Here is a 22,678-nt window from a genome sequence, read left to right as displayed (position 1 = left end):
CGCCGGAGCCCCGCAGACCCGGGAGGGAAACATGCGCTGCACCGTCGCACCGCTCGTCCTCGTCCTGGCCGGAGCCGCTGTGCTGGCCGGGTGCACCGGGGGCAGGGCTGAGCCGCCCGAGGTGGCCGGCGCGGCTGAGATCGACGGCTGCTACGACGGCGACTGCGAGGTGGCCGTCGAGGCGCCCACCACGATCCCGCTGGACCCCGCGTTCGGTGTCGACGAGCTCGTGGTCGAGGGTGTGGGGCCCGAGCGGGTCTTCGTGAAGCACGAGGGCGGCGACTTCAGCATCGCGGTGGACAACAGCATGATGCTGGAGTTCGAGGAGGCTGATCTCGAGCTCTCGTGCACCCTGGTGTCCCTGACCGACGGCGTGGCCGTCCTCCGCCTGGAGCCCGTCGAGTAGGGCGGGCTCCAGGCGGAGGTCGCGGCGGAGGTCATGCCGTGCGGTCGGCTCGGTAGGCCCTGAGCACCGAGTCGACGACCGCGACGGCACCGCCCACGATCATCAGGACGGCGAGGCACAGGGCGACGACACCGCCGGGGCCGACGAGCGGGGTGAGCCCGTCCCAGCCCGCGTGGTCGAGGAACGACTGGTTGAACAGCCGGCCCTCGAGGAGCAGCAGGACGAACGGCGCCACGAACGCGACGTTCAGGAGGGAGTAGGCGCCGGCGAACCCCCACGTCCAGCGGCCGCGTGCGAGCAGCAGCCCGAGGACGACGAGCTCCACCGCGAGCACGGCCAGGAGGAACCACCGCAAGGTGGTCCACGAGGTCGGGTCGAAGAAGGGGATCACGTCACCGGCGGCGTCCCGGTACGGGAGGAACCGCTCGTGGAGCACGATCGCGAGCCCTGTCACGGCCACGAGCACCGCGCTGGCGATGGTGTCGACGCGGAGCGACGACTCCTTCTCGGCCCCGGTCGGCAGGAGGTCCGGCGTCCACTCCGCCACGCCTTCGCCGCCGGCGCTCCGTTCGACGAGGAAGAAGACCAGGGTGGTCCAGAACGCGATGTGGATCGCCACGCTGATGACGGTGGCGACCGTGGCGCCGAGGATCGCCCCGAAGGGCTCGCCGGCCAGAGCCTGCACGAGCGGGAGCACGATGGCTACCGCCGGGAGCACCGACGCCAGCAGGACCTTGAGCAGACGCTGCCAGGCGAAGTAGTAGCGAGGGCCGACCAGGTGCATCGGCCGGTCGAGGTACGTGGCCGCGACCGCGCCCGGTTCGCCGAGGGCGGTGAGGGCCTCGCGCTCCGCGTCGGCGGGGGCGGCACCGGCCTCGACCCGTGCGTCGACGTCGTCCCCGATGCGCTCGGCGAGCTCGCGCCGGAGCTCCTCCCGCTGCTGCAGGGGCACGGTGCGGGCCGCGGCCCAGAGGTAGCGGTCGGTGAGGCTGGTCATGGGGTCTCTCCTCCGGTGTCGGTGGTCGGGATGTCGGTGGTCGGGATGTCGGTGGTCGGGGTGCCGGGGGCGTCCGTGGTGCCCGGCCGGCGGGGCTGCGCGATACCGCGGATCGCTCCGTCGAGGCGGTTCCAGTCCTCGACGAGGACCTGCGCGACGGCGTCGCCCGCGGCGCTGGTCCGGTAGAACTTGCGCGGTCGTGCCTCGTCGGTGTTCCACTCGCTGACGAGCAGCCCCTGCTTCTCGAGGCGGCGGAGCAAGGGGTAGAGCGTGTTGGCGTCCGTGGAGACGCCGAGGTCCTCGAGGGACTCGAGGAGCGCGTAGCCGTAGTCGGGGCGGCGAAGCCGCACCAGGCAGGCGAGCACCACGGTTCCGCGGCGCAGCTCCTGCAGGTGACCGGCTGTGACCTCGTCGCTCGGTGAGGCGTTCATGACTCACACCATAGTGTGTCTCACACACTATGACAAGAGGCACATGGTTGTATCGCGCGTTCCGCCTGCATACTGCGGTGGTGGGCGAACGAGGGGGACGTCATGGACGGTGCTGAACCGGACCGCTGGTCCGACGTCGCCGCGGAGTGGGCGCGGCTCTGGGGCGCGCTCGCCGAGCCGGCCTGGTCTGCCGTGGTGGACGCGAGCGGGATCGGCGCGGGCGCCCGCGTCCTCGACGTCGGCTGCGGGAGCGGCGACCTCCTGGCGTACCTGGACCGGCTCGGCATGGCCGCCGCCGGTATCGATCCCGCGCCCGGCATGGTGTCGCTCGCGCGTGCGCGCGTCCCCGCCGCTGACGTGCGGCAGGGAGTCGCGGAGCGCCTGCCGTGGCCCGGTGGCTCGTTCGACCTCGCGGTGTCGGTCAACGCCCTGCAGTTCTCGGACGACGTCGACGACGCCCTCGCCGAGGTGGTCCGCGTCGTCGTGCCGGGTGGTCACGTCGCCGTGGCGAACTGGGCGGAGGGACGCCTGAACGATCTCGACGTCGTCGAGAGGGCCGTCGCGCTGGCTCGCGACGAGGAGCCCTTGCCCGACGGCGACCTCCGCGAGCCCGGCGGGCTCGAGGAGCTGTTCGTCGACGGGGGACTGGAGGTGGTCGCCTCGGGCCTGGTCGAGGTCCCGTGGCGTGCGCCCGACGACGACGCCCTCGTCCGCGGTGTGCTGCTCGGCGAGGACGACGACGTCGTCGCGGGGCTCAGCGCGACCGTCCTCGCGGCGAGCGCCGGATTCCGGACTTCTGCCGGCGGGTACCTGCTGCGCAACCACTTCCGGTACGTGGTGGGCCGGGTCTGAGGCTGGAGGGGTTCGGCCACGGCCGAAAGGCGGGCGGGCCGACGTGATCGTGGTCCACGATGCGGCCATGACTCGAACGGATCGAAGGTATCGGCGAGTTGTCAGCGCGCTCCTCGTGCTCGCCGTCGGAGTGCCGCTGCTCGCGGCGTCGTCCTGGGGCCCCGGCGCCGCGCCGGCCGAGGCCGACCCGCCCGTGGAGATCTCGGCCGACGTCGACCCGCCTGTGGACGCCCTGGCCGAGTCGCCGCGGCAGCCCCCGGCCGAGCCGGGTGGCGAGGACGTCGACACGTGCCTCGCCAGCGAGGAAGCCCACAGCAAGGCAGGCCGGGTGTACAACCGCTTCCTCTGGTGCCAGCGCTGGGAGCTGCACGCCGAGCGCGTGAGCGTCGGCGTCCCGTTCCCGGGCAAGCCTCCTACGCAGATGACGATGAAGTTCTCGGCCGTGGCCTACGGCAGGGACGACGGGCACCGGGGTGTGACGGTGTTCTTCCGCGGTGACGAGGCCACCTTCGACCCTGTACGGAAGGGGTACCTGCGCCCGACGTCCGTCCTCACGCAGGGGGTGGCGTGCGTGGCCTCGTGCGACACCAGCGCGCCCACCAGCAAGAAGATCGAGGACTGGTTGGGGGAGTGGACCCGGTTCGACATCACCTCCGACCCGGCGTCGGGGAACGGCCCCGACCTGGTGTCCACCGACAAGTGGCACTTCTCCGGCTCGGTGCTGGACGAGTTCAACTACCACTACGGCGACATCTACCCGGGCAGCTCCGCCGAGCCGCACACGATCCGCTGCGACTCAGCCACCTATTTCGGGACCAACCGTACGGGGGCCTGCGTCCTCGACGACGTCACCCCACGGATCACCTACTCGGTGAACGACCCACGGATGAACGAGGTGGCAGAGCACATCCGGTGCGCTCAGGCGGAGCCGTACTGCGAGCGGGACGGCGCGCCCTACCAGACGTACCCGCGAGAGGGCCACGAAAAGGTCATCCCCGGCGAGTACTCGCCCAGCGACCGGGACGAGGAGTTCGCGCTGAACCGGATCCGGACGGGTGAGGTGGCGCCGGACCCCTCGTACTCCGAGAACGTCAAGAGGCGAAAGGCCGAGTGCTCCGAGCTTCCCTTGCACGTCTACGACCCGGTCGCCGGACAGCAGTGCGACGAGTACCCCTTCGCGTCGGTGGCGGAAGGGCTGTCGCACCGAGACTGGGACTACTCCCTGCAGGGCGTCTCGAAGGACGACAACGAGTGTGCCGGCCGCGCCCTGCAGCACTACTACCGGATCGACCGGATCCTCAGGGCGTACCGCGACCAGGTCGGCGACCTCCACAAGGTGGACCCGTTCTTCGTCGACATCACCGACGATCCGCTGGTCGAGATCCCGGGGAACTGCGAGCCGGTCGGTCCCGGTGAGGGCGACGACGCCGTCGTCGTGCCGCCGGTGAACCTTCCGCCCACCGTCGACGCGGGACCTGACGTGGCCGGCGACGAGGGCTCGCCCGTGCAGCTCGGCGGTTCGGCGAGCGACCCCGAGGACGCGAGCCTGCAGCTCTCGTGGCGGGCCACGCCCGGCCCCGGCGTCGACCCCGGCGCGACGTGCTCCTTCAGCACCACTGTGAGCCTCGAGCCCTCCGTGTCCTGCACGGATGACGGGACGTTCACCGTGACGTTGACGGCCAGCGACGGGGTGAGTGCGGTGAGTGACAGCGCCACGCTGACGCTCGCGAACGTGGCGCCGGACTTCGGGCCCCCGCTCGTACCGACGGCTGTGCCCGGCACGCCGGTCGCGGCCGCTGCCGTCGCGACGGACGAGCCGATCGACACCCCTGGCGTGGTGCAGCCGCAGCCCTGGCAGGCGTTCCGGGCGGGTACGGAGGTGAACCTGGTCGCCCGGTTCGCGGAACCGGGCGCCAACGACACCCACACCTGTGTCACCGACTGGGACGACGGCACCACGTCGAGCTACGTACCCACGGATCTGGCGTGCCGCGCCACGCACGTCTTCGAGCACCCCGGGATGTACACGATCGAGACTGCGGCGCTGGACGACGACACCGGGTCGGGGGCGGTCGAGGTCATGGTGGTGGTCTACGACCCTGACGCCGGGTTCGCCACCGGCGGAGGCTTGTACGACGACGGAGGCGCCCGTGCGCACTTCCAGCTCAACCCCAAGTACCACCCGCACGACGAGGGCCCGGTGCCGAGCCTCGGCAAGGTCCGGTACCGGGTGCCGGGACTGCTCGACCTCGAGTCCACCGCGTTGGAGTGGCTCGTCGTCACGCCCGCGGACCTGGTGGCGGTCAAGGGGGTGGGGACGGTCGACGACGAGTCCGGCTACGGCTTCGTCGTCTATGGCGACGCGAACGATCCGGACCGGCTGCGTGTGACGGTGTGGCCTCTTGGCGCGGGCGCGTACCCGGCCGCCACGATCACTCACGACACGGCACCGGGTGCCGACTACGACCTCGACCGTGCGGAGCTCGAGCAGATCATGAACGGTTCGATCCACGTGGCGAGCTGAAGGTGGTGGCGCTCACCGGACTGCCTGGCTGCTTCGGGCGGCCTGGCCACTGCGGGTGGCCTGGCCACTGCGGGTGGCCTGGCCACTGCGGGTGGCCTGGCCACTGCGGGTGGCCTGGCCACTGCCGGGCGGCGGTGCCACCCTGGACGTATGGCGACGTGGCAATGGCACACCACCGAAGGTGACCCTGCCCGGGTCGCGACCCTGCTGCCCGGGTCTGGGTACACCACGGCAGGACCGCTCCTGCACTACGCGCGCGTCGCGCTGGCGAACCAGGGCTGGACCGTTCGGGCCCTCGACTGGCTGGAGCGCCCCGACACGGCCACGGCCCGCTCCGTCTACAACATCGCGGTGTCCGACGGCGGAGGGTCGGCCCTCCCGGGCGCGCGCCACCTGGTCGTGGCCAAGTCGCTCGGCACGCTCGCGCTGCCGGCGGCGGCCCGGCTCGGGGTGCCCGGGGTGTGGCTGACGCCCGTGCTGACCGGCCCCTCCGCGGACGAGGTCCGGGCCGCGGTGATCGACCTCGGGGCGGCCGACCTGCTGGTCGGCGGCACGGCGGACCAGCTCTGGGACGGTGCCGTGGCCGCCACGTCCGCGGCGCAGGTGCTGGAGATCCAGGGTGCGGACCACAGCCTGGAGATCGAGGGCGGGTGGCGTCAGTCGCTGGCGGTCCTGGAACAGGTGACGGCGGCGATCGAGGAGGTCGCGCGGTCGGTCGGCGGGGATCAGGCGTAGATCGCTGCGGATTGCGGCACCGATCAGCGGTACTCCGCGACCACCTCGATCTGCCCGACGATGTTCTGGTTGAGCTCGTCGAGGTCCTCCGCGGGGATCCAGTACTCGAGGATCGTCTGACCGCCGGCCTGCTGGACCTCGTACCGGTCGAGGAAGCCCTTCGCCACCTCGAACCGGGTCACGTAGCCGACGCCGCTGGCCTTGACGTTCCAGTCACGCGCGATGCGCGTCGCGTAGTCCTCGTTCAGCACCGGGTAGAAGATCGGCTGGTCCGGGAGCCGCGGTGGCCAGGTGCGCCAACCGGACTCCTCGACGAGCGCCAGCTCCTGCGGCCCTGTCGGCCGCCACAGCGTCACAGTCTCCATGCGGGGATTGTGGCGTCCTTGAAGAGAACCGCCGAGGTGATTTCGGGGAGACCTCTGCGTCGCTCGTGACGGTGGTGTGGGGGTGGGAGGCCGACCACAGGTCGTGGTTTCGGGGTTCTGTGCACAGATTGGCTGGTCAGCGGGCCGTCAGAACGCGTGTTCGATAGGATGGGGAGGGTCAGGAACGGCCGGATCATGCGGGTTTCGAGGGGGTGCGGGGATGGTCGTCGGAGCGATCGGTACGCGTGTCTCTGTGCCCGGGACGGGCCTGGCAGGGACTGACGCTGGGTCCGGCACGGACGCCACGGTGCCCCGTGCGACGCCCGCACCCGCGGGACTGTCCTCTGCCGGGCCTGTCACTGGGCGTTCGTTTGAGGTCGTGCTCGCGGACCTGGAAGCGGTCGCGGATGAGCTGGTCGCGGTGGCCGGGCCGGGGGCGCTGGACGCCCTGGAGGTGGCGGGCGGGTTGGTGGTCGCGCGGCTGGTCGAGGCGGGGACCCGGGTCCGGACCCTGACGAGCCGGTTGGACACGTTGCGCCTGTCGTTCCTGCCCCGGGTCGAGGCCGACGGGCGGTGGGGCACCGGGTCGGGGGCCGGGGCGAGGTCGTTCGCGACCTGGCACGCCGCGACGAGCAACATCTCCGTGCCCAGCGCCCGGCGTGAGGTCCGTGCCGCCCGGGTCCTGGACCAGGACCTGCCCGCCACGAGGGCCGCGGCCCTGGCCGGGACCCTCGGCCCCGACCACCTGACGATCCTGGTCAACGGGGCCCCCACCAGCCCGGCCCGCAAGGCGGCACTGGCAGCCCCCCTGCCCGGCACCGGGCCCGTGCCCGGCCCCGACGGCCCCTTCGGCCCGGACGGTCCGGCGGACGGCCCCGACGCCCCGGCGGGCGGTCCGGGCGCGGACGGTGTGGAGGCGGTCTCGGGTGAGATGTTCCTCCTGGCCCAGGCCCGCGCGCACCGGCCCGCGCAGTTCCGGCGGCTGGTGGCCCGGTTCGCGACCGTGACCGACCCGGACGCGGACGAACGCGGTCACACCCACGCGCGCGACCGGGAGCACCTGGAGCTGTCCAAGACGTTCGGCGGGTACCACCTGAACGGGTTCCTGACCGACGAGCACGGCCTGACCCTCGCCACCGCCCTGAACTCCGTCATCCGACCCCCCACCCCCGACACCGCACGCACCACCACCCAACGCCGCGCCCAAGCCCTGGCAGACCTGGCCCGCATCGTCCTGGACAACGGCCACACCGGCACCGGCGCCGCAGTACGCCCCCACCTGACCGTCACCGTCTCCTGGACCGAGCTGCAGACCCTGGCCGCCCGCACCGGCAACACCCTCACCGGCCTCGGAAGCTTCAGGGACACCCAGAGCGCGAGCACGGGCGGGGCGGTGTTCACCGAGACCGGCACCCCCGTCCCCCCAGCCCTGCTCGCCAAGATCGCCTGCGACAGTCAGGTCACCCGGGTCGTGTTCGGCCCCGAGTCACAGGTCCTGGACGTGGGCCGCACCCGCAGAACCATCACCGGCGAGCTCCGCCGCGCCGTCATCGCCCGCGACCGGCACTGCACCTGGCCCGGCTGTGACGAACCACCCTCCCGCTGCGAAGTCCACCACGCCACCCACCACTGGGCCGCCGGCGGCCACACCAGCGTCCCCAACAGCGCCCTGCTCTGCTGGCACCACCACAACCACGTCGACACCAACAACATCACCATGACCCACCACAACGGCACCTGGACCTTCACCGACCATCACGGCAAACCCATCACCGAGCCCCGACCCTGGCGACGACTGGCGACGACTGGCGATAGCCGGCGATGACGGGCCCCGCGCTGCCGTCGGTCCCCGGCAACCCCTCCGTCAGCTCCGGCTCGGAGGCGGCATCGGCTGGGTGCGGGCGTCCTCGTCATACTCGGAGAGCTCCTCGGACCGGGTCGTCTGGACGGTGCTCTCGGGATCGACGCCCTCGGAGCCCAGGCCACCGGCGTTGCCGCCAGGTTCGCCCGTCGACTCCTCCAGGCTCTCGGGGCCCATGCCTTCCCGTCCGCCCGACTGCAGCGGCTCCTGCGGCTCGAACTCTTCAGCGTTCTCGGTCATCTCGACTCCTCGCTGCGGTGCTTGGGAGGCCGGCCCACGCCGGCCGTTCGGGCGCATGGCGCCCGCGGGAAACATATGCCGGGCGGCGCCGACTCGCGATGCGTGAGATCTGCGGGCAGGTTCCGCGCAGATGAACAGCAGGTGACGGCGCTCCGCCCCGCTTGCGCGCCTGTATTGAACGCTGTCAACATAGAGACACGTCGATACAGACCGCCAGGGCCCGCGCCCGCCCACGACATTCCGAGCAGACCTGAGGTAGCCGCGATGAGCACGTCGTCCCCGCTGAAGATCGTTGTCGTCGGGTCGGTCGCCGCCGGCACGTCGGCCGCGGCCAAGGCCCGTCGCAACACCGAGACGGCGCAGATCGCCGTCTACGAGCGTGACCACGACATCTCCTACTCCGGCTGCGGGCTGCCGTACTTCGTCGGCGGTGAGGTCGCCGACATCGACGAGCTCACCCCCCGCGACGCTGCGTGGTTCAAGGCCCGGTACGACGTCGACGTGCTCACCGGTCACGAGGTCGTCGCCGTCGACTCGGCGGCCCGTACCGTCACGGTGCGCGAGCTGGCGACGGACCGCGTCGTCGTCGACACCTACGACGAGCTGGTACTCGCGACGGGCGTGCGCGCGGTCGTGCCGCCGGTCCCCGGCATCGATGCCCCCGGCGTGTTTTCCGTGCGCACCCCCAGCGACGCCCGGGCGATCCGCGGCTGGATCGAGTCCACCGGCGCTGCGCGCGCCGTCGTGGTCGGGGCGGGGTACATCGGGCTCGAGATGACCGAGCAGCTCGTGGGGCTGGGTCTCGAGGTCACGGTCGTCGAGGCTCTCGACCACGCAATGCCGCGGATGGACCCGGACATGTCCGCGCGGGTCGACGCCGAGCTCCGCAAGCACGGGGTGGACCTGCGCCTGGCCACCAAGGTCGTCGGGATCGACGGGAACGATGACGGCGTGACAGGCGTCGCGGTCCAGGGTCCGACGGGCGGCACCGAGCGCGTCGGGGCCGACCTCGTGATCGTCTCCGTCGGCGTGCGTCCCACCGTGGACCTGGCGGTGCAGGCGGGCGCGCGGCTCGGCCCCACCGGCGCCGTCGCCGTCGACCGGCGCCAGCGCACCAGCGTGGAGCACGTGTGGGCGGTCGGCGACGTGGCGGAGTCGTTCCATGTCGTCACCGGCGAACCGGTCTGGGTCCCGCTCGGCTCCACCGCCAACAAGACCGGCCGCATCGCGGGTGACGCCATGACGGGCGGGCCGCTGGAGCACCGCGGCATCCTCGGTACGTCGATCGTGCGGGTCTTCGACGTCGGTGTGGCGCAGACAGGGCTCACCGAGCGTCAGGCGCGGGAGGCGGGCTATGACGTCGAGGTGCTGCACAACCTCAAGCCCGACCGCCCCGAGTACCTCGGCGGTACGCCGCTGATCCTCAAGGCTGTCGCCGACCGCGCGAGCGGACGCCTCCTCGGTGCCCAGGCGATCGGCGCCTCCGGGGCGGACAAGCGCATCGACGTGCTCGCCACGGCGATCACCTACGGTGCCGACGTGGCCGACCTGTTCCACCTCGACCTGGCCTACTCGCCCACCTACGCGACCACCAAGGACCCGGTCCACTACACCGGTATGGCCCTGACGAACGCGATCCACGGGACGGCACCGCTGATCACGCCGGCGGAGCTGTCCCGGCGGCGCGCCCAGGGAGAGTGCATCCAGGTGGTCGACGTGCGGTCCGCCAAGGACCGCGCCCGGTCGGCGGTCCCTGACTCCGTCCACATCCCGCTCAAGGAGCTGCGCCGGCGGGCGGGCGAGCTCGACCCCGCCCTGCCCACCGTGACGTACTGCAACAAGGGCGTCACCGGGAACGCCGGCCAGAACGTGCTGCGCAACCTCGGGTTCGACGACGTCGCGAACCTTTCGGGCGGCAACCAGAACTATCAGTCGTTCGAGGCCTCGCCGGCCTGAGACGTCGCCGTAGCAGAGACCGCCTCGGCCGCCTGAGCCAGGAGCCGCGCGAGCGCTGCCGGCTGCGTGAACATGGGCCAGTGGCCGGAGTCGAGGTCCACGAGGTCCACGTGCTTCGCGCGCTCGAGCTCGGGCACGTCGCCGGAGCCGATCCACTCCCGGGCCTGGGCGGGGGAGAACTCAGCGCACACGACGGTGACGGGCACCTCGAACCTCCGCTCGTCCGTCAAGCGCACCACGCCCCTGGCCACGCCCTCGGGTACCGGGATCGCCGTGGTGGCCATGGCGTGCCGGGTGTCCTCGTCGAGGTCCGCGGAGCTCGGACCCTCGAACGGGGCCCAGCCCGGGAACGGCATGACGCCGTCGGTCACCTCGAAGAGGTCCGCGAACGGCTTGCCGTCGTCCCAGGGGAAGCCGCCCACGAGCGCCGCACCGGCGACGTCCTCCGGCCGGCGGTCGGCGGCCAGCCACGCGAGAGTGCATGCGGCGGAGTGACCCACCACGAGCGGCTTCCCCGCGGCGGCGTCGACGGCCGCGAGCACGGCGCCCACCTGGTCGTCGAGCGTGGCAGACGTCGTGCCGGCGCCCTGGCCCGGGAGCGTCACGGGCGTGGCGCGGTGCCCGAGCGCCTCGAGCTCAGGAACAACGTCGTCCCAGGCCGACGCGTCGAGCCACAGTCCGGCGATGAGGAGGATGTCCATGATGAGTGTCTTTCTCTCGTGCGGTCCGGAAGTCCTTCAGGACCTACGCTAGAACCGATTCCGGACGATCTACTTCCGGTACGCCAAAACTCGTTCTAGCCTCGTCGGATGGCCACCGAGCTCAGCCCCACCGCGCGGGCGCTCCGCGCGCTCGACCTGCTCCAGAACCGGCCCGGCACCACGGCGGACGAGCTCGCCCGTCGTCTCGGGGTGACCGAGCGGGCAGCACGCCGGTACGTGGGGATCCTCCGGGAGGCGGGCATCCCCGTCACCTCGACGCGCGGGCCCCACGGCGGGTACCGACTGGGACGCGGGACCCGGCTCCCGCCGGTCGTGTTCACCGAGAACGAGGCGCTCGGCCTGGTCATGGCCGTGCTCGACGGCCATCCCTCCGCCGCCGACGTCGACGACCTCGTCGGGACCGCCCTGGGCAAGGTGATCACGGCCCTCCCCGACCAGGTGGGGCGCCAGGCGGCCGCGCTGCGCGAGCACGCGGCGGCCGCTCCCGCCCGCTACGCGGCCCACGCCGACCCGGCGGTCACCAGCGCCCTGGTCGCAGCGGTCGCTGCCCGACGACGGATCCTGGTCACCTACCGCAGCGAGTCCGGCACCGAGTGGCAGGGCGAGGCCGAGCCGTGGGCCGTCGTCGTCCGCTACGGACGCTGGTACCTCCTGTGCCGCTCCCTGCGCGCCGACGCAGTCCGTACCTACCGGGTCGACCGGATCCTCGCCGTCGAGCAGACCGAGCACGCCTTCGAACCGCCATCGGACCTCGACCCGGTCGCTGCGCTCGAGGAGAACCTCGGCACCGGGTGGCGATACACCACGCGGGTGGTGTTCGACGAGCCCCTCGCCGACGTCGCCCCCTGGGTCCGCCCGCCCATGGGCCGGCTCGAGCCCCTGGGGGAGGGGTGCGTCCTCGTCGGCAGCACACGGAACGTGACGATGTACGCCCAGGAGTGGCTCGCGTCCCTCCCGTTCGGGTTCCGCGTAGAGGGCGGCCCGGAGCTGCGGGCCGAGATGGCGGCGCTCGCGGCGCGGCTGACCGCGGCGGTGGCGGACCCGGCGCCGTTGGGCCGTGCGCCGGCGGACCAGGGGGAGACGGCCGTCGTCCTACGGCTCCGCGAGCCGGGACCGCGCGGGGCGCGTGCGCCGGGCCAGCCAGGCGATGGGGAAGAACAGCCAGAACCCTGAGGCGGGTGTGAGCAGGACGCCCCACACCCCGGTGACCGCCAAGGCCGCGGCGAAACTGGCGGGAGGCCCGTCTCCGCGCCGCTCGGCGCGCAGCACCGTCCACCCGACGAGCCCGAGGAAGAATCCGACGGTCACGTACCAGAAGGCAGCACCGCGGAGAGTGGCCAGCTCCGGGTCCTTGTCGAGCGCGCCCACGACGCCGGCCTCGAGGATGCTGCGGACGGAGTCGCCGTAGAAGAGCGGCACCGTGGCGATGTGGGTCGCCGCGAGGAGGAGGGTCCAGAACCCCGAGCATCGTGCCAGTCTCATCAGGTGCTCCGTCCGTCGGCTGTCGATCCGTCCCGACGACCGTACCATACCGTATGGTACGGTCGGGCGCATGGACAGCGACCACACCTTCAGACTGCCCGACAGCGCCCACACCGCCGCCCCGTGGCGCATCCACGACGTCGCCCCCGACTTCGAGCTGGAGGACGTCTGGGCGCTGCCGACCCCCGGCGGACCCGACGACTTCCCGCGGCTGGTGCGGCAGTTCGCGTCGGAGGACGACGAAGAGCTGTCCGCCTTCGCCGTCCGGAGCCTCTTCGCCGTCCGCCGCGGGCTGGGCAGGGTCCTGGGGTGGGACAGCCCGGGGACCGGCATCGGCTCCGGCGTCCCGTCCCTGCGTGACCGCCTCCCCGACGACCTGTGGGTGCCCGCGGGCGACGGCTACCGGGGGCAGCTGGCAGCGCTCGTGAAGCCCGTCGGGAGGCTCGGCCGCACCTATATGGCCGGCATCCGGCCGATACGCCGTGCGGTCGTGTACCCGCCGTTCGTCCGCTCCGTCGGGCAAGCCTGGCCGAGGTATGCCTGAGGCGGGGCCGCCGCGCCCCGCAGGGTCGGCGTGATAGAACCGCAGGCATGACACCGAGGCGCAGATGGCTGGACGAGGGCCTCGACCTCCTGGCCGAGGCCGGCCCGGCGGGACTGACGATCGACGCGCTCTGCGGGCGGCTGGGCCTCAGCAAGGGCTCGTTCTACCACCACTTCAAGGGCATCGCGGGCTACCGGACCGCCCTGCTCGAGCACTACGAGGAGCGCGGCGCCCAGGTGTTCATCGACCTGGTCGAGTCGCTGCCCATGCCCGACGGCGCGGAGAAGCTCAGGCGGCTCGTCGAGGTGACGCTCGCGGACGAGACGCCCGACGAGGTCGAGATCCAGGTGCGCGCCTGGGCGAGCAGGGACGCCGAGGCGCGCGCCCACCTGGAACGCATCGATCAGAAGCGGGTCGACTACGTGCGGCGGCAGTGCCGGGCGGTCGTCGACGACGTCGACCTGGCGGACGACGTGACGCAGCTGATCTACCTCGTCCTCGTGGGATCCGCCTACGCCGTCCCTCCGGTGCCGGTGCGCGAGCAGGCCCGTCTGTGGAACCGGCTCATCGCCTACCTGGAGTCGGGAACCGCCGGCTCCGTGCGGTGACGTGACCGCCTCAAGGTGCGGGCGAAGACGAACCAGGGCATGGTCGACATAACGCAGCGCGACAGTGCGCTGTGCAGACCGAAGGAGACCGAGATGCCTACGTGGCTCATCCTCATCCTGGTCGGCGTTGTCCTCGTGATCTTGGGCGTCGCCACCGACATCGGCCAGTTCCTCATCTGGATCGGCGTGATCGTCCTGGTGGTCAGCCTGATCCTCGGCCTGATGGGCCGACGCAGGACATAGCCTCCGGCGACGAGGTCGGTGTCTCCTGACAGCGACCGAGAAGCGGAGACGAGCGAGGCCGGGTCCACTGCGGGCCCGGCCTCGCTCGGTCGTCAGAGGTCGTCGATCAGAGGATCGTCCGGGCGTCGTTCGCGTAGATGTTCCGGTACAGGCGGAGCGCCCGGTCGCGGAGCTCGTCCTGGTCGCCGCCGTCGAACCGGTCGACGGCGAGCTCGCGGGGAACGGGGCTGTCGGCGGTGAGGGCGTCCGCGAGGAGGCGGGCGGCGCCTGCTGCGTGGGTGACCCAGATCGCCTGAGCGACCCACAAGCCCGGCCTGCCGGGGTAGGCGCCGAGGAAGGGCAGGTTGTCCGGCGTCATGGCGAACACGCCGTTGACCTTGTCGGCGGCGTGAAACCGGGCCGGCTGCCGGAGCAGGCGCTGCGCGGACGTGATGGCCGGCTCGAAGGCGTGGGTCCAGCCGAGGCGTGCGCCGTCGGTGAGGTCGGTGCTGTCGACAGGGGAGGGCCGGTGGTCGTACGAGCCCAGACCCAGGCGGTCTCCGTGGTCGCGGGCGTAGACGTGGTGCTCCGGCCAGCGGACGAACGGCCCGGCGCCGAGGCGGGCGTCGGGAGCCGCGTCGACGGAGGGAGCCGAGTAGACGTAGGGGTGAGCCACGGGCACGAGCGGCAGCGTCAGGCCGGCCAGGCGGGCGAGGCCGGCGCCCCAGGCCCCGCCGGCCAGAACGACGTCGTCGGCCCGGAGCCGGGCGCCGCCGGTGCTGACGACCGTGAACGCGCTCGCCGGGTCGCCGAGACCTGAGGCGTGCCAGCCGCCGAGGAACACCGCGCCGGCGGCCTCGGCCTGGGACCGGAGCGATGCGGTGAGCACCGTCGGGTCGGTGACGGCGTCGTCGGGGAAGTGTGTCGCCGCGGTGACCTGCGTGGTGTCGACGAACGTGCGGACGCTGCCCGGGACGTCGGCGACGGACAGGGATCGCGCCGACAGTCCCGCGGCGCGTGCGGCCTCCGCCCGTCGCTCGATCTCGTGAGCGCCCGCGCCGGAGGTGGCGAGCTCCAGGCCGCCCGACCTGGCGAACCCCGCGCCGACGGCCTCGTACACCTGCGCCGAGCTGCGCGCCAGCTCCAGGAGCACAGGTGCGTCGTTGTAGAGGCCGATGAATCCTGGCGCGAACGCGGTGGAACCCCGTGGCGGGCCGTCGTCGCGTTCCACCACCGTCACCCGGACTCCCGGGCGGCGGGCAAGCTCCCTCGCCACCGAGACCCCGACGATCCCGGCCCCGACCACGATCACGTCACGCGTCACGACGGTCCCCCTGGGTGCTCGGTCCGGTGCTCCTCACCGTAGACGCGAGCGGGCCGGAGGGTGAGACGGGGCTTGCCAGGGTGGGAAACCGGTTACTAGAGTGCCGGAAACCGGTTACCCGAGGGTTTTGTGTGGTCTGTGCCTGGTCCAGCGCCGGGGCGGGCACGCCGCACCGGGCACGACTGCCTGTGGGCGGGTGCCCCGGGGGACGGCAAGTGCACGTTCTTCTCCCGCATTCAACGAAGAGTGAGGCAAGTTCATGAGAGCACGAGTGGGACTACGCGCCCTTGCGGCGGGGGCCACCCTGGCCCTGGCCGCCACGGTCGGCATCACCTCCCTGGCGGCGGCCCCGGATGCCCACGCGGCGACCGGGAGCGCGACAGGCTTCGCGACCGGTAACGGCGGTACCACCGGCGGTGCCGGTGGTCAGACCGTGCGGGCCACCACGGGGACCGCGATCCACGCTGCGCTGTGCGCCCGGCCGACCACGAGCACGCCGATCATCATCCAGGTCGAAGGCACCATCAACCACGGGAACACCACCGCGGTGTCCGGACCCGGGTGCTCCACCGCGGCCGGCGTGATCGAGCTCAAGTCGATCAGCAACGTCACGATCGTCGGCGTCGGCGCCGGAGCGGTGTTCGACCAGCTGGGCATCCACATCCGCGACTCGCGCAACATCATCATCCAGAACGTCACCGTCCGGAACGTCAAGAAGTCCGGCTCGCCGCTCTCCAACGGCGGCGACGCCATCAGCATGGAGAGCAACGTCCGCAACATCTGGGTGGACCACACCACGCTCGAGGCGTCCGGTGGCGAGTCCGAGGGCTACGACGGCCTGTTCGACATGAAGAACAACACCCAGTACGTGACCCTGTCGTACTCGATCCTGCGCAACTCCGGCCGCGGTGGCCTCATCGGCTCGAGCGAGACCGACCTGACCAACGGCTACGTCACGTTCCACCACAACCTGTACGAGAACATCGACTCGCGCGCGCCTCTGCTGCGTGGCGGCATCGCGCACATCTACAACAACTACTACGTGGGCCTCAACTCGTCGGGCATCAACTCCCGCGCGGGGGCGAAGGCCAAGGTCGACAACAACTACTTCAAGGACTCCAAGGACGTCCTGGGCACCTTCTACACCGACGCCGCCGGGTACTGGCAGGTCGCGGGCAACATCTTCGACAACGTGACCTGGTCGGCCCGCAGTGCCGACAACAACCCCGCCGGGCCCAACCCGACGTCGACGACGACCGTCAGCATCCCCTACGCCTACTCGCTCGACGGTGCGAGCTGCGTGCCCAGCGTCGTGGCCGCCACCGCGGGCGCGAACAAGGGCCTGCGCGTCTCGGACGGCAGCTGCACGCCGACAGCTCCGACGCCCACGCCGACCCCCACCCCGGGCGTCCCGACGCCCACCCCGACCCCGACCCCCACCCCGGGCGTCCCGACCGGGCCGAACCTGAGCCTCGGCGCCGGGGCCGACGGGACCAGCAAGGCCGACGGCACCAGCTACGGCAACGTGATCGACGGCAACGCCAGCACCTACTGGTCCCCGTCCAGCTCCACCGGCACCGTCTCGGTCAAGTGGTCCTCGGCCAAGACGGTGTCGAAGGTGGTCATCCGTGAGGCGTCCGGCGCGACCGGCCGGATCGGTGCGTGGCGACTGGTGAACGCCGCGACCGGTGCCACCCTCGCCTCCGGCACGGGCGTCACCACCACCCCCGTCACCTTCACCGCGACCTCGCTGACCAAGATCAGCCTCGTGATCACCAGCTCGAGCAGCACGCCGCGGGTGGCTGAGTTCGAGACCTACGCCGGATAACGACGTCTGTCTCCACCGACGGCTGTGGGTGGTGTCCTGAGGGAGTGCGGCGCTGCCTCCTCCAGGACGCCACCCGCAGCCTTTTCCGCTGTGGTTCTTCCGGGAACTGCGGAATTCTCCGGATGTCGCTGTTCAACCCTATTCGTCGGGTGAAATGACTGGTCGTCGATCGCATTCCCTGCGCGCGCGCACTTCCTCGCTTACCTTTCTCGGAGCAGGGGGGCGCATGGAATTTCACACAGTCGACAGGGGAGATGTCTCCGGTCCATGGGGAGCGGAGAACGAGTCAGACAGGGGCGGTGAGTCACCGAGGGCCGTACCGGAACGGTGGGGCCGGGTCGTCGGGCGAGAGCGCGAGTCCCGGGTCATCCGTTCCTTCGCCGCCGGATTCGACCTCTCGGCTCTTGTTGTGTCCGGGCCTGCCGGGATGGGGAAGACGGCCACCACTGTGGCCGCCCTGCGCGCGGCGCGAGGGCAGGCCGCGGCGGTGCGCCTCGGGGGCCTGAGCGCGGGCCGCCCGCACGCTGTCAGCCTGAACCGCCGCTACGGCATCGACCTGGCCCGGTGGTCCTCCCTCCGCCCGGGGTCCGACGGACAGCTCCTCACCGGCATGGACCACGGTGCGTTCCTGGACAGGCTGACGCAGGAGGTCGAGCGGCAGGGCGAGCGGGACCCGGTACGGCTCCTGTTCGTCGACGACGTCGGGCACCTGACGCCCGGCAAGGAGGACGCGCTCGACGCCCCGCCTGGTCGCCGTCGCCTGGCGGTGGGTCGCGGACTCCGACAGTGTCGAGGTCCGCCGCTCCCTGCTGGCCACAGCCTCGACCCCGGATGTCTACCTGCGGCTGGTCAAGGACCGCCGCGCCCTGGTCCGCCGCCGTGGCGCCGTGGTCGTGGGTGCGGCCGGCGCTGCCGGTATCGCCGGGACCGCCGTGCTGTCGTCCGCGCCCGAGCTCGTGCAGGCCGGCGCCGCCGTGCTCCTGGTCGGCGCCCTCGGCGTCCTGGGCCGCAAGGCGGACGCGCGGATCACGGACAACTCCGCCGTGAGCGCTCAGGTGCCCGTGCTGGACCAGGGACTCATCCGCGAGGCCCTGTCGGTCCTCGGTGTCGGGTCCCTGTCCTCGGTGGGCAAGGACCCGAACGCGATCCGGTTCGTCACCCCGATTGTCCGCGACGGTGCCGGCTACCGGGCCGACATCGACCTACCCCCGGGGGCGACCGCCACCCAGGTCATGGAGAAGCGTTCCCAGCTCGCCTCCGCCCTGCGCCGCCCCCTCGGGTGCGTATGGGTCACCGGAGACCCCGACGTGCACGAGGGCCGCCTCATCCTCTACGTAGCCGACCGGTCCCTGTCGCAGTCCAAGCCCACCGCCTGGCCCCTGGCCACCAAGGGCACCGCGAACCTGTTCGACCCCATCCCGCTCGGCGTCGACCCGCGCGGGCGCCTGGTGGAGACCACGCTGATGTTCTCCGCCGGGATCATCGGCGCCATCCCCCGCATGGGCAAGACCTTCACCCTGCGCCTCCTGCTCCTGGCCGCCGCCCTCGACCCCCGCGCCGAGCTCCACATCCACGACCTCAAGGGCGGCGCCGACCTCGCACCCCTGGGGAAGGTCGCGCACTACTACCGGTCCGGGGACGACCCGGCCGACATCGCCGCCCTCCTGGCGGACCTCAAGGCGATGCAGAAGGAGGTAGGCCGCCGTGCACGCCTGATCCGCACCGACCTCGCCGGCGACCCGCGCTGCGCCGAGGGGAAGGTGACCGACGAGCTCGCCTCGATCAAGTCCCTGGGCCTGCACCCGATCCTGGCCGCGTATGACGAGACCCAGGTGTTGTTCGAGCACCCCGACCACGGCAAGGAAGCCCGCGCCATCGTCGAGGACCTGGTCCGCCGTGGCCCGTTCGTCGGGATCATGGTCTGGCTCGCCACCCAGCGCCCCGACGACAAGTCCATCCCCAAGTCCGTCTCCTCCAACGCCGGCCTCCGCCTGGCGCTGAAGGTCATGGACGCCGGGGTCAACAACATGATCCTCGGACCCGGGATGTACGGGTCGGGGTACTCCGCCACCACGTTCGGCCGCAAGGACCGCGGCGTCGCCTACCTCGCCGGAGAGGGCGACGACCCCGTGATCGTGCGCACCGCGTACATCGACGGACCGACCGCCGAAACCATCGCCGACCGTGCCCGCGCGGTGCGGCAGGCCAAGGGCTACCTGACCGGCATGGCGGCGGGGGAGGACCCCGCCGACACGGACCAGTCCACGATCCTGGACCACCTGCTCGCGGTGTGGCCTGCCGAGGACCCCGAGTGGCCCAACGGGAAGGTCTGGGCCGACGACCTCGCCACGCGCCTTGCCAGCCACAAGCCCGACTACTACGAGACCTGGACCGGCCCCCAGGTCCTGGCCGCCGCGAAGAACCACGGCGTTCCGGGCGTGCAGGTCAAGCACGACGGCTCCAACCGGCGCGGCCTGGCCCGCGCCGATGTCGTCGCCGCCCTGGGCGAGACCACCGACCTCACCGAGGAGGACTGACCATGGACCACACCACCACGACGCCGGGCGGGTCGCGCCGCCTGGTCCTGACCCTCGCCGTCGCCGTCGCGCTGCTCTGCACCGGCGTGGCCTACGAGGGCATGTACGGCTTCGGCCGCGACATGCTCGACTGGACCGTTGCCGTGGCCCTGGCGTTCGCGGGGATCTTCGAGCTCGCACAGCTCACCGTCGCGCTGCTCGCCCGCGAGGCGATCAAGGACGGCCGCCCGGCCGGCACGCTGCTCACGATCACGTGGATGCTCGCCGGGGTCTCCGGGCTGCTGGCCGCGTGGCACGAGCTCGCGGCCGGCCACGGGCTCGGGGCGGCCTTGTTCCGCATCGCCGCCCCGGTCCTGGCCGCCGGACTGTGGCACCTGGTCCTGCTCGGTGACCAGCACCTGGCGACCGGGCGGACCTGGTCCCAGATCCGGCAGACCGCCCGCATGCACGCCCTGTTCCTGACCGTCGAGGACGCCGCCCGCGCCTACGCCGCCGGCACCGACACCCCCGCCGCCCGGCGGGCCATCGCCCGGGCCGAGGCCAGGCGCCGCCGCGCCCGTGCCATCGCGTTGAAGACCGTCCCCCCGACCGAGGTCGCCGCCGAGGTGTCCGCCTGGCTCAAGTCGCTGTCCGCCGTCGGTGACGCGGTCGCGGACGTGGCCCGTATGCACATCGAGACCAACAACCGCGTCGCCGGCCTCGCCCACACGCCCGCCCTGTCCGCCGTGTCCGGCAGCGAGTACGAGGACCGGGCCGCCGAGGCTGTCCGCGCCGAACTGACGGACATGGCCCGGGCGGACAGCGCGCACCTGGTGTCCGCTGCCGGACAGGACCGGCCCCCTGTCCGGGCCGCTGTCCGGACACACACGCCCCGCCCTGTCCGCCGCAGTGTCCGGCCCGCCGGACCGGCCGAGGCGGACAAGGCCACGGACAAGGCCGCCCGCCTGGCGATCGTGTCCGCCCTGCTCGCGGACCGTCCGGACGCGGACAGCGCCGACGCCCTCGCCGCGCTGACCGCCGCCGGTCACGAGGTCACCGACCGCACCGCCCGCCGCGACCTGGAGACCGTCCGCGCCGCACACGTCGAGGAGGTCAACGCATGAACGCCACCCCCGACCGGTCCTGGGCCGACTCCTCCTGGGCCGACCTGTACGCCATGACCGCGCGGCTGCCCCGCGACCTGGAGGCCATGAGCACCGCCGCCACCCACGACGAGCTCAACGCCCGCACCGCCTCCCTCCTGCTCGACGCGGCCGCCGCCCTGGCGAACCAGACCCCAGAGCTCGCGCACCGCATCGTGCGGCACGCCGCCATCACCTACACCGCCTGGGTCGCCGAGACCACCCGGCAGAACCAGGACGCCGACCGCGACGAGTGGCAGGCAGCGACCGCCCCCGACCTCGCCGACGAGCTGCGCACCGAGGGCATCACCGATCCACCGTTCTGACCCCGCGCCGAGCCCGCTCGCAGGTAGCAGGAGCCCTGCTACCGGTAGCGGCCCCGCTACCGGCACAAACCGCATGATCTGGCCGAAGTAGCGCGGTAGCAGCCCATCGCGCACCACCCCGAAACACCCTCCATCCCGCCCCGCAAGGGGTCCGGGTCGCGCTACCGCTACCCGGACCCCCTGCGTCAGCCATGCCCGAAACAGGGCTGGACCAGCACGGAAGGACCCACCGACATGACCGCCACGAACGTCGCGAACGCCGCCGGCCAGGTGCCGAACGGCGCGCTGCTCGCCTCCGCCCTGGAGTACGCCGCCCGAGGCTGGGCCGTGTTCCCCCTGATCCCCGGCGGGAAGCGTCCCGCCGCACCCCGGCACCCCGCCCACGAGTGCGACCGCCGTACCGACTTCTGGTGCCGCAACGGTCACACCGGCTGGCAGGAGCGCGCCACGACCGACCCCGGGCGGATCACGCGCGCCTGGTCCAGCCGTCCCTACGGCCTGGGCATCGCGACCGGACCGTCCGGCCTGCTCGTCATCGACACCGACGCCCCCAAGCCCGGCGCCCGCACCCCAGCCGAATGGACCGGGCGTGCGACCTGCGGTGAGGAGGTGCTGTCCGCGCTCGTGACCGACCACGAGCCACTGCCGGACACGTGGACCGTGCGGACCCCGTCCGGCGGCACCCACCGCTACTACCTCCGCCCCGACGGCATCGAGCTGGGCAACACCGCCGGACGCCTCGGCTGGCTGATCGACACCCGCGCCGCCGGCGGGTACGTCGTCGCCCCGCCGACCCGGACCAACACCGGCCTGTACGAGGTCACGAGCTACGCCGCCCCGGCGCCGCTGCCCGCCTGGGTCACCGCCCTGCTCGCCGGACCAGCCGTCCCACCGCCCGGCACCCGCCGGACGACCTCGACCGACCTCTACGGGGTGACCGGGTACGTCCGGGCCGCCGTCGAGGGCGAGACCGCCCGCGTCCGGCAGGCGACCGAGGGCACCCGCAACCACGCCCTGTTCATCGCCGCCGTCGCCCTCGGGCAGCTCGTGGCCGGCGGCGCCCTGACCGAGGCCACCGCGACCGGGGTTCTGCTCGACGCCGCCGCCGGGCACGTCACCGCCCGCGCGTTCACCCAGGCCGAGGCGCTGGCAACCGTCCGATCCGGGATGCGCCGCGGCGCCAACAACCCCCGCACCCTCACACCCCGCCCGGCCCACCACCGCGCCGCCTGAAACGGAGCCCACGCCATGAGCCTGACCACGACCGCGCGGCGCATCCTCGCCGCCCTCACCACAACCCGCCCCGCGCCCGCGCCCGCGCCGGCCGTCGAGCCGTGCGCCGTGCAGCTCATGGTCTGGGACGTGTGGGACGAGCACCTCGAGGACGGGATCTTCCACCTCGACCCGCCCTGCCGCGCACCCGCCGTCGCCACCGTGCACACCTACTGCCCCGACTGCGGCACCGACACCCACGAGCCCGCGTGCGCCGAGTGCGCCGGCCACGGAGCGACCGCACCGCTCGACCTCGACGGCACCTGCCCGAGCTGCGCCTACCCCGCCGCGCACTACGCCATCCGCCCGCGCTGAACCAGAGGGA

The 22,678-nt window shown here is 72.3% G+C and carries 23 protein-coding genes; 16 read left to right on the top strand and 7 right to left on the bottom strand.

Features of this window, described 5'->3' with window-relative positions; translation table 11 throughout:
- Window positions 1-31: 31 nt before the first annotated feature.
- Entirely contained in the window at window positions 32-406 is a 375-nt protein-coding gene (locus tag AC060K_RS18665; protein WP_483766850.1) for a hypothetical protein, read from the top strand.
- Between the two features lie 31 nt (window positions 407-437).
- Here the strand turns inward: AC060K_RS18665 and AC060K_RS18660 are convergent, their stop codons facing one another.
- Together AC060K_RS18660 and AC060K_RS18655 are read right to left on the bottom strand one after the other, a co-directional pair.
- On the bottom strand, window positions 438-1,403 hold the full coding sequence (locus AC060K_RS18660) for a permease prefix domain 1-containing protein (protein ID WP_483766849.1): 966 nt from the start codon (window positions 1,401-1,403) through the stop codon (window positions 438-440).
- Window positions 1,400-1,834, bottom strand: coding sequence for a PadR family transcriptional regulator (locus AC060K_RS18655; RefSeq protein WP_483766848.1), 435 nt, complete (start codon window positions 1,832-1,834; stop codon window positions 1,400-1,402). Before AC060K_RS18655 ends, AC060K_RS18660 begins: the two co-directional genes overlap by 4 nt.
- A gap of 102 nt (window positions 1,835-1,936) precedes the next feature.
- Between AC060K_RS18655 and AC060K_RS18650 the strand changes: the two genes are divergently transcribed.
- The 3 genes from AC060K_RS18650 to AC060K_RS18640 all read left to right on the top strand — a co-directional run bounded on the left by AC060K_RS18650 (window position 1,937) and on the right by AC060K_RS18640 (window position 5,945).
- Window positions 1,937-2,686, top strand: a complete 750-nt coding sequence (locus tag AC060K_RS18650) for a class I SAM-dependent methyltransferase (RefSeq protein WP_483766847.1) — start codon at window positions 1,937-1,939, stop codon at window positions 2,684-2,686.
- A 67-nt stretch (window positions 2,687-2,753) separates the two neighbouring features.
- Window positions 2,754-5,210, top strand: coding sequence for a NucA/NucB deoxyribonuclease domain-containing protein (locus AC060K_RS18645; RefSeq protein ID WP_483766846.1), 2,457 nt, complete (start codon window positions 2,754-2,756; stop codon window positions 5,208-5,210).
- A 150-nt stretch (window positions 5,211-5,360) separates the two neighbouring features.
- The gene (locus tag AC060K_RS18640) at window positions 5,361-5,945 is read left to right on the top strand and encodes a hypothetical protein (RefSeq protein ID WP_483766845.1); all 585 of its coding nucleotides are present in this window, start codon (window positions 5,361-5,363) and stop codon (window positions 5,943-5,945) included.
- A gap of 23 nt (window positions 5,946-5,968) precedes the next feature.
- Here the strand turns inward: AC060K_RS18640 and AC060K_RS18635 are convergent, their stop codons facing one another.
- Window positions 5,969-6,310 (bottom strand): hypothetical protein, encoded by a 342-nt coding sequence (locus AC060K_RS18635; RefSeq protein WP_483766844.1) that lies wholly within the window; start codon window positions 6,308-6,310, stop codon window positions 5,969-5,971.
- Window positions 6,311-6,689: 379 nt separating this feature from the next.
- On the opposite strand from AC060K_RS18635, the gene AC060K_RS18630 reads away from it, so the two are divergent.
- Complete coding sequence (locus AC060K_RS18630; protein WP_483766843.1) at window positions 6,690-8,135, top strand: HNH endonuclease signature motif containing protein; 1,446 nt, start codon at window positions 6,690-6,692, stop codon at window positions 8,133-8,135.
- A gap of 39 nt (window positions 8,136-8,174) precedes the next feature.
- Here AC060K_RS18630 and AC060K_RS18625 read toward each other — a convergent pair whose 3' ends face one another.
- Window positions 8,175-8,411, bottom strand: a complete 237-nt coding sequence (locus tag AC060K_RS18625; protein WP_483766842.1) for a hypothetical protein — start codon at window positions 8,409-8,411, stop codon at window positions 8,175-8,177.
- Between the two features lie 264 nt (window positions 8,412-8,675).
- Here AC060K_RS18625 and AC060K_RS18620 point away from each other — a divergent pair, with 264 nt between their 5' ends.
- On the top strand, window positions 8,676-10,367 hold the full coding sequence (locus tag AC060K_RS18620) for an FAD-dependent oxidoreductase (protein ID WP_483766841.1): 1,692 nt from the start codon (window positions 8,676-8,678) through the stop codon (window positions 10,365-10,367).
- Here AC060K_RS18620 and AC060K_RS18615 read toward each other — a convergent pair.
- The gene (locus AC060K_RS18615; protein ID WP_483766840.1) at window positions 10,340-11,068 is read right to left on the bottom strand and encodes an alpha/beta fold hydrolase; all 729 of its coding nucleotides are present in this window, start codon (window positions 11,066-11,068) and stop codon (window positions 10,340-10,342) included. The genes AC060K_RS18620 and AC060K_RS18615 overlap by 28 nt on opposite strands.
- 108 nt (window positions 11,069-11,176) lie before the next feature.
- Here AC060K_RS18615 and AC060K_RS18610 point away from each other — a divergent pair, with 108 nt between their 5' ends.
- Window positions 11,177-12,262 (top strand): helix-turn-helix transcriptional regulator, encoded by a 1,086-nt coding sequence (locus tag AC060K_RS18610; protein ID WP_483766839.1) that lies wholly within the window; start codon window positions 11,177-11,179, stop codon window positions 12,260-12,262.
- Here the strand turns inward: AC060K_RS18610 and AC060K_RS18605 are convergent.
- Window positions 12,182-12,571, bottom strand: coding sequence for a DUF6463 family protein (locus AC060K_RS18605; protein ID WP_483766838.1), 390 nt, complete (start codon window positions 12,569-12,571; stop codon window positions 12,182-12,184). The two genes, AC060K_RS18610 and AC060K_RS18605, sit on opposite strands and share 81 nt — an antisense overlap.
- 70 nt (window positions 12,572-12,641) lie before the next feature.
- On the opposite strand from AC060K_RS18605, the gene AC060K_RS18600 reads away from it, so the two are divergent.
- From AC060K_RS18600 to AC060K_RS18590, 3 genes are all read left to right on the top strand, one after another.
- The gene (locus AC060K_RS18600) at window positions 12,642-13,115 is read left to right on the top strand and encodes a DUF2867 domain-containing protein (RefSeq protein WP_483766837.1); all 474 of its coding nucleotides are present in this window, start codon (window positions 12,642-12,644) and stop codon (window positions 13,113-13,115) included.
- A gap of 47 nt (window positions 13,116-13,162) precedes the next feature.
- Window positions 13,163-13,723 carry a TetR/AcrR family transcriptional regulator gene (locus tag AC060K_RS18595; RefSeq protein ID WP_483766836.1) on the top strand — a complete coding sequence of 187 codons (561 nt, stop codon included), beginning with the start codon at window positions 13,163-13,165 and terminating at the stop codon, window positions 13,721-13,723.
- 93 nt (window positions 13,724-13,816) lie between these two features.
- On the top strand, window positions 13,817-13,966 hold the full coding sequence (locus tag AC060K_RS18590) for a hypothetical protein (RefSeq protein ID WP_483766835.1): 150 nt from the start codon (window positions 13,817-13,819) through the stop codon (window positions 13,964-13,966).
- A 106-nt stretch (window positions 13,967-14,072) separates the two neighbouring features.
- Here the strand turns inward: AC060K_RS18590 and AC060K_RS18585 are convergent, their stop codons facing one another.
- Window positions 14,073-15,269, bottom strand: a complete 1,197-nt coding sequence (locus AC060K_RS18585; protein ID WP_483766834.1) for an NAD(P)/FAD-dependent oxidoreductase — start codon at window positions 15,267-15,269, stop codon at window positions 14,073-14,075.
- Between the two features lie 259 nt (window positions 15,270-15,528).
- Here AC060K_RS18585 and AC060K_RS18580 point away from each other — a divergent pair, with 259 nt between their 5' ends.
- The 6 genes from AC060K_RS18580 (at window position 15,529) to AC060K_RS18555 (ending at window position 22,668) form a co-directional block, all read left to right on the top strand.
- Window positions 15,529-17,097 (top strand): pectate lyase family protein, encoded by a 1,569-nt coding sequence (locus AC060K_RS18580; RefSeq protein WP_483766833.1) that lies wholly within the window; start codon window positions 15,529-15,531, stop codon window positions 17,095-17,097.
- 887 nt (window positions 17,098-17,984) lie between these two features.
- Entirely contained in the window at window positions 17,985-19,634 is a 1,650-nt protein-coding gene (locus tag AC060K_RS18575) for a hypothetical protein (RefSeq protein WP_483766832.1), read from the top strand.
- 2 nt (window positions 19,635-19,636) lie between these two features.
- Window positions 19,637-20,737, top strand: a complete 1,101-nt coding sequence (locus tag AC060K_RS18570) for a hypothetical protein (RefSeq protein WP_483766831.1) — start codon at window positions 19,637-19,639, stop codon at window positions 20,735-20,737.
- On the top strand, window positions 20,734-21,081 hold the full coding sequence (locus AC060K_RS18565) for a hypothetical protein (RefSeq protein ID WP_483766830.1): 348 nt from the start codon (window positions 20,734-20,736) through the stop codon (window positions 21,079-21,081). Before AC060K_RS18570 ends, AC060K_RS18565 begins: the two co-directional genes overlap by 4 nt.
- Window positions 21,082-21,315: 234 nt before the next feature.
- Window positions 21,316-22,314 (top strand): bifunctional DNA primase/polymerase, encoded by a 999-nt coding sequence (locus AC060K_RS18560; protein ID WP_483766829.1) that lies wholly within the window; start codon window positions 21,316-21,318, stop codon window positions 22,312-22,314.
- Window positions 22,315-22,329: 15 nt separating this feature from the next.
- A complete protein-coding gene (locus AC060K_RS18555; RefSeq protein ID WP_483766828.1) occupies window positions 22,330-22,668 on the top strand; it encodes a hypothetical protein in 339 nt (112 codons plus the stop codon).
- Window positions 22,669-22,678: the final 10 nt, after the last annotated feature.

It is taken from the genome of Antribacter sp. NEAU-D49, assembly GCF_057158775.1.
The sequence above is the reverse complement of the archived record's forward strand: the minus strand, read 5'-3'. Positions and strand labels throughout refer to the sequence as shown.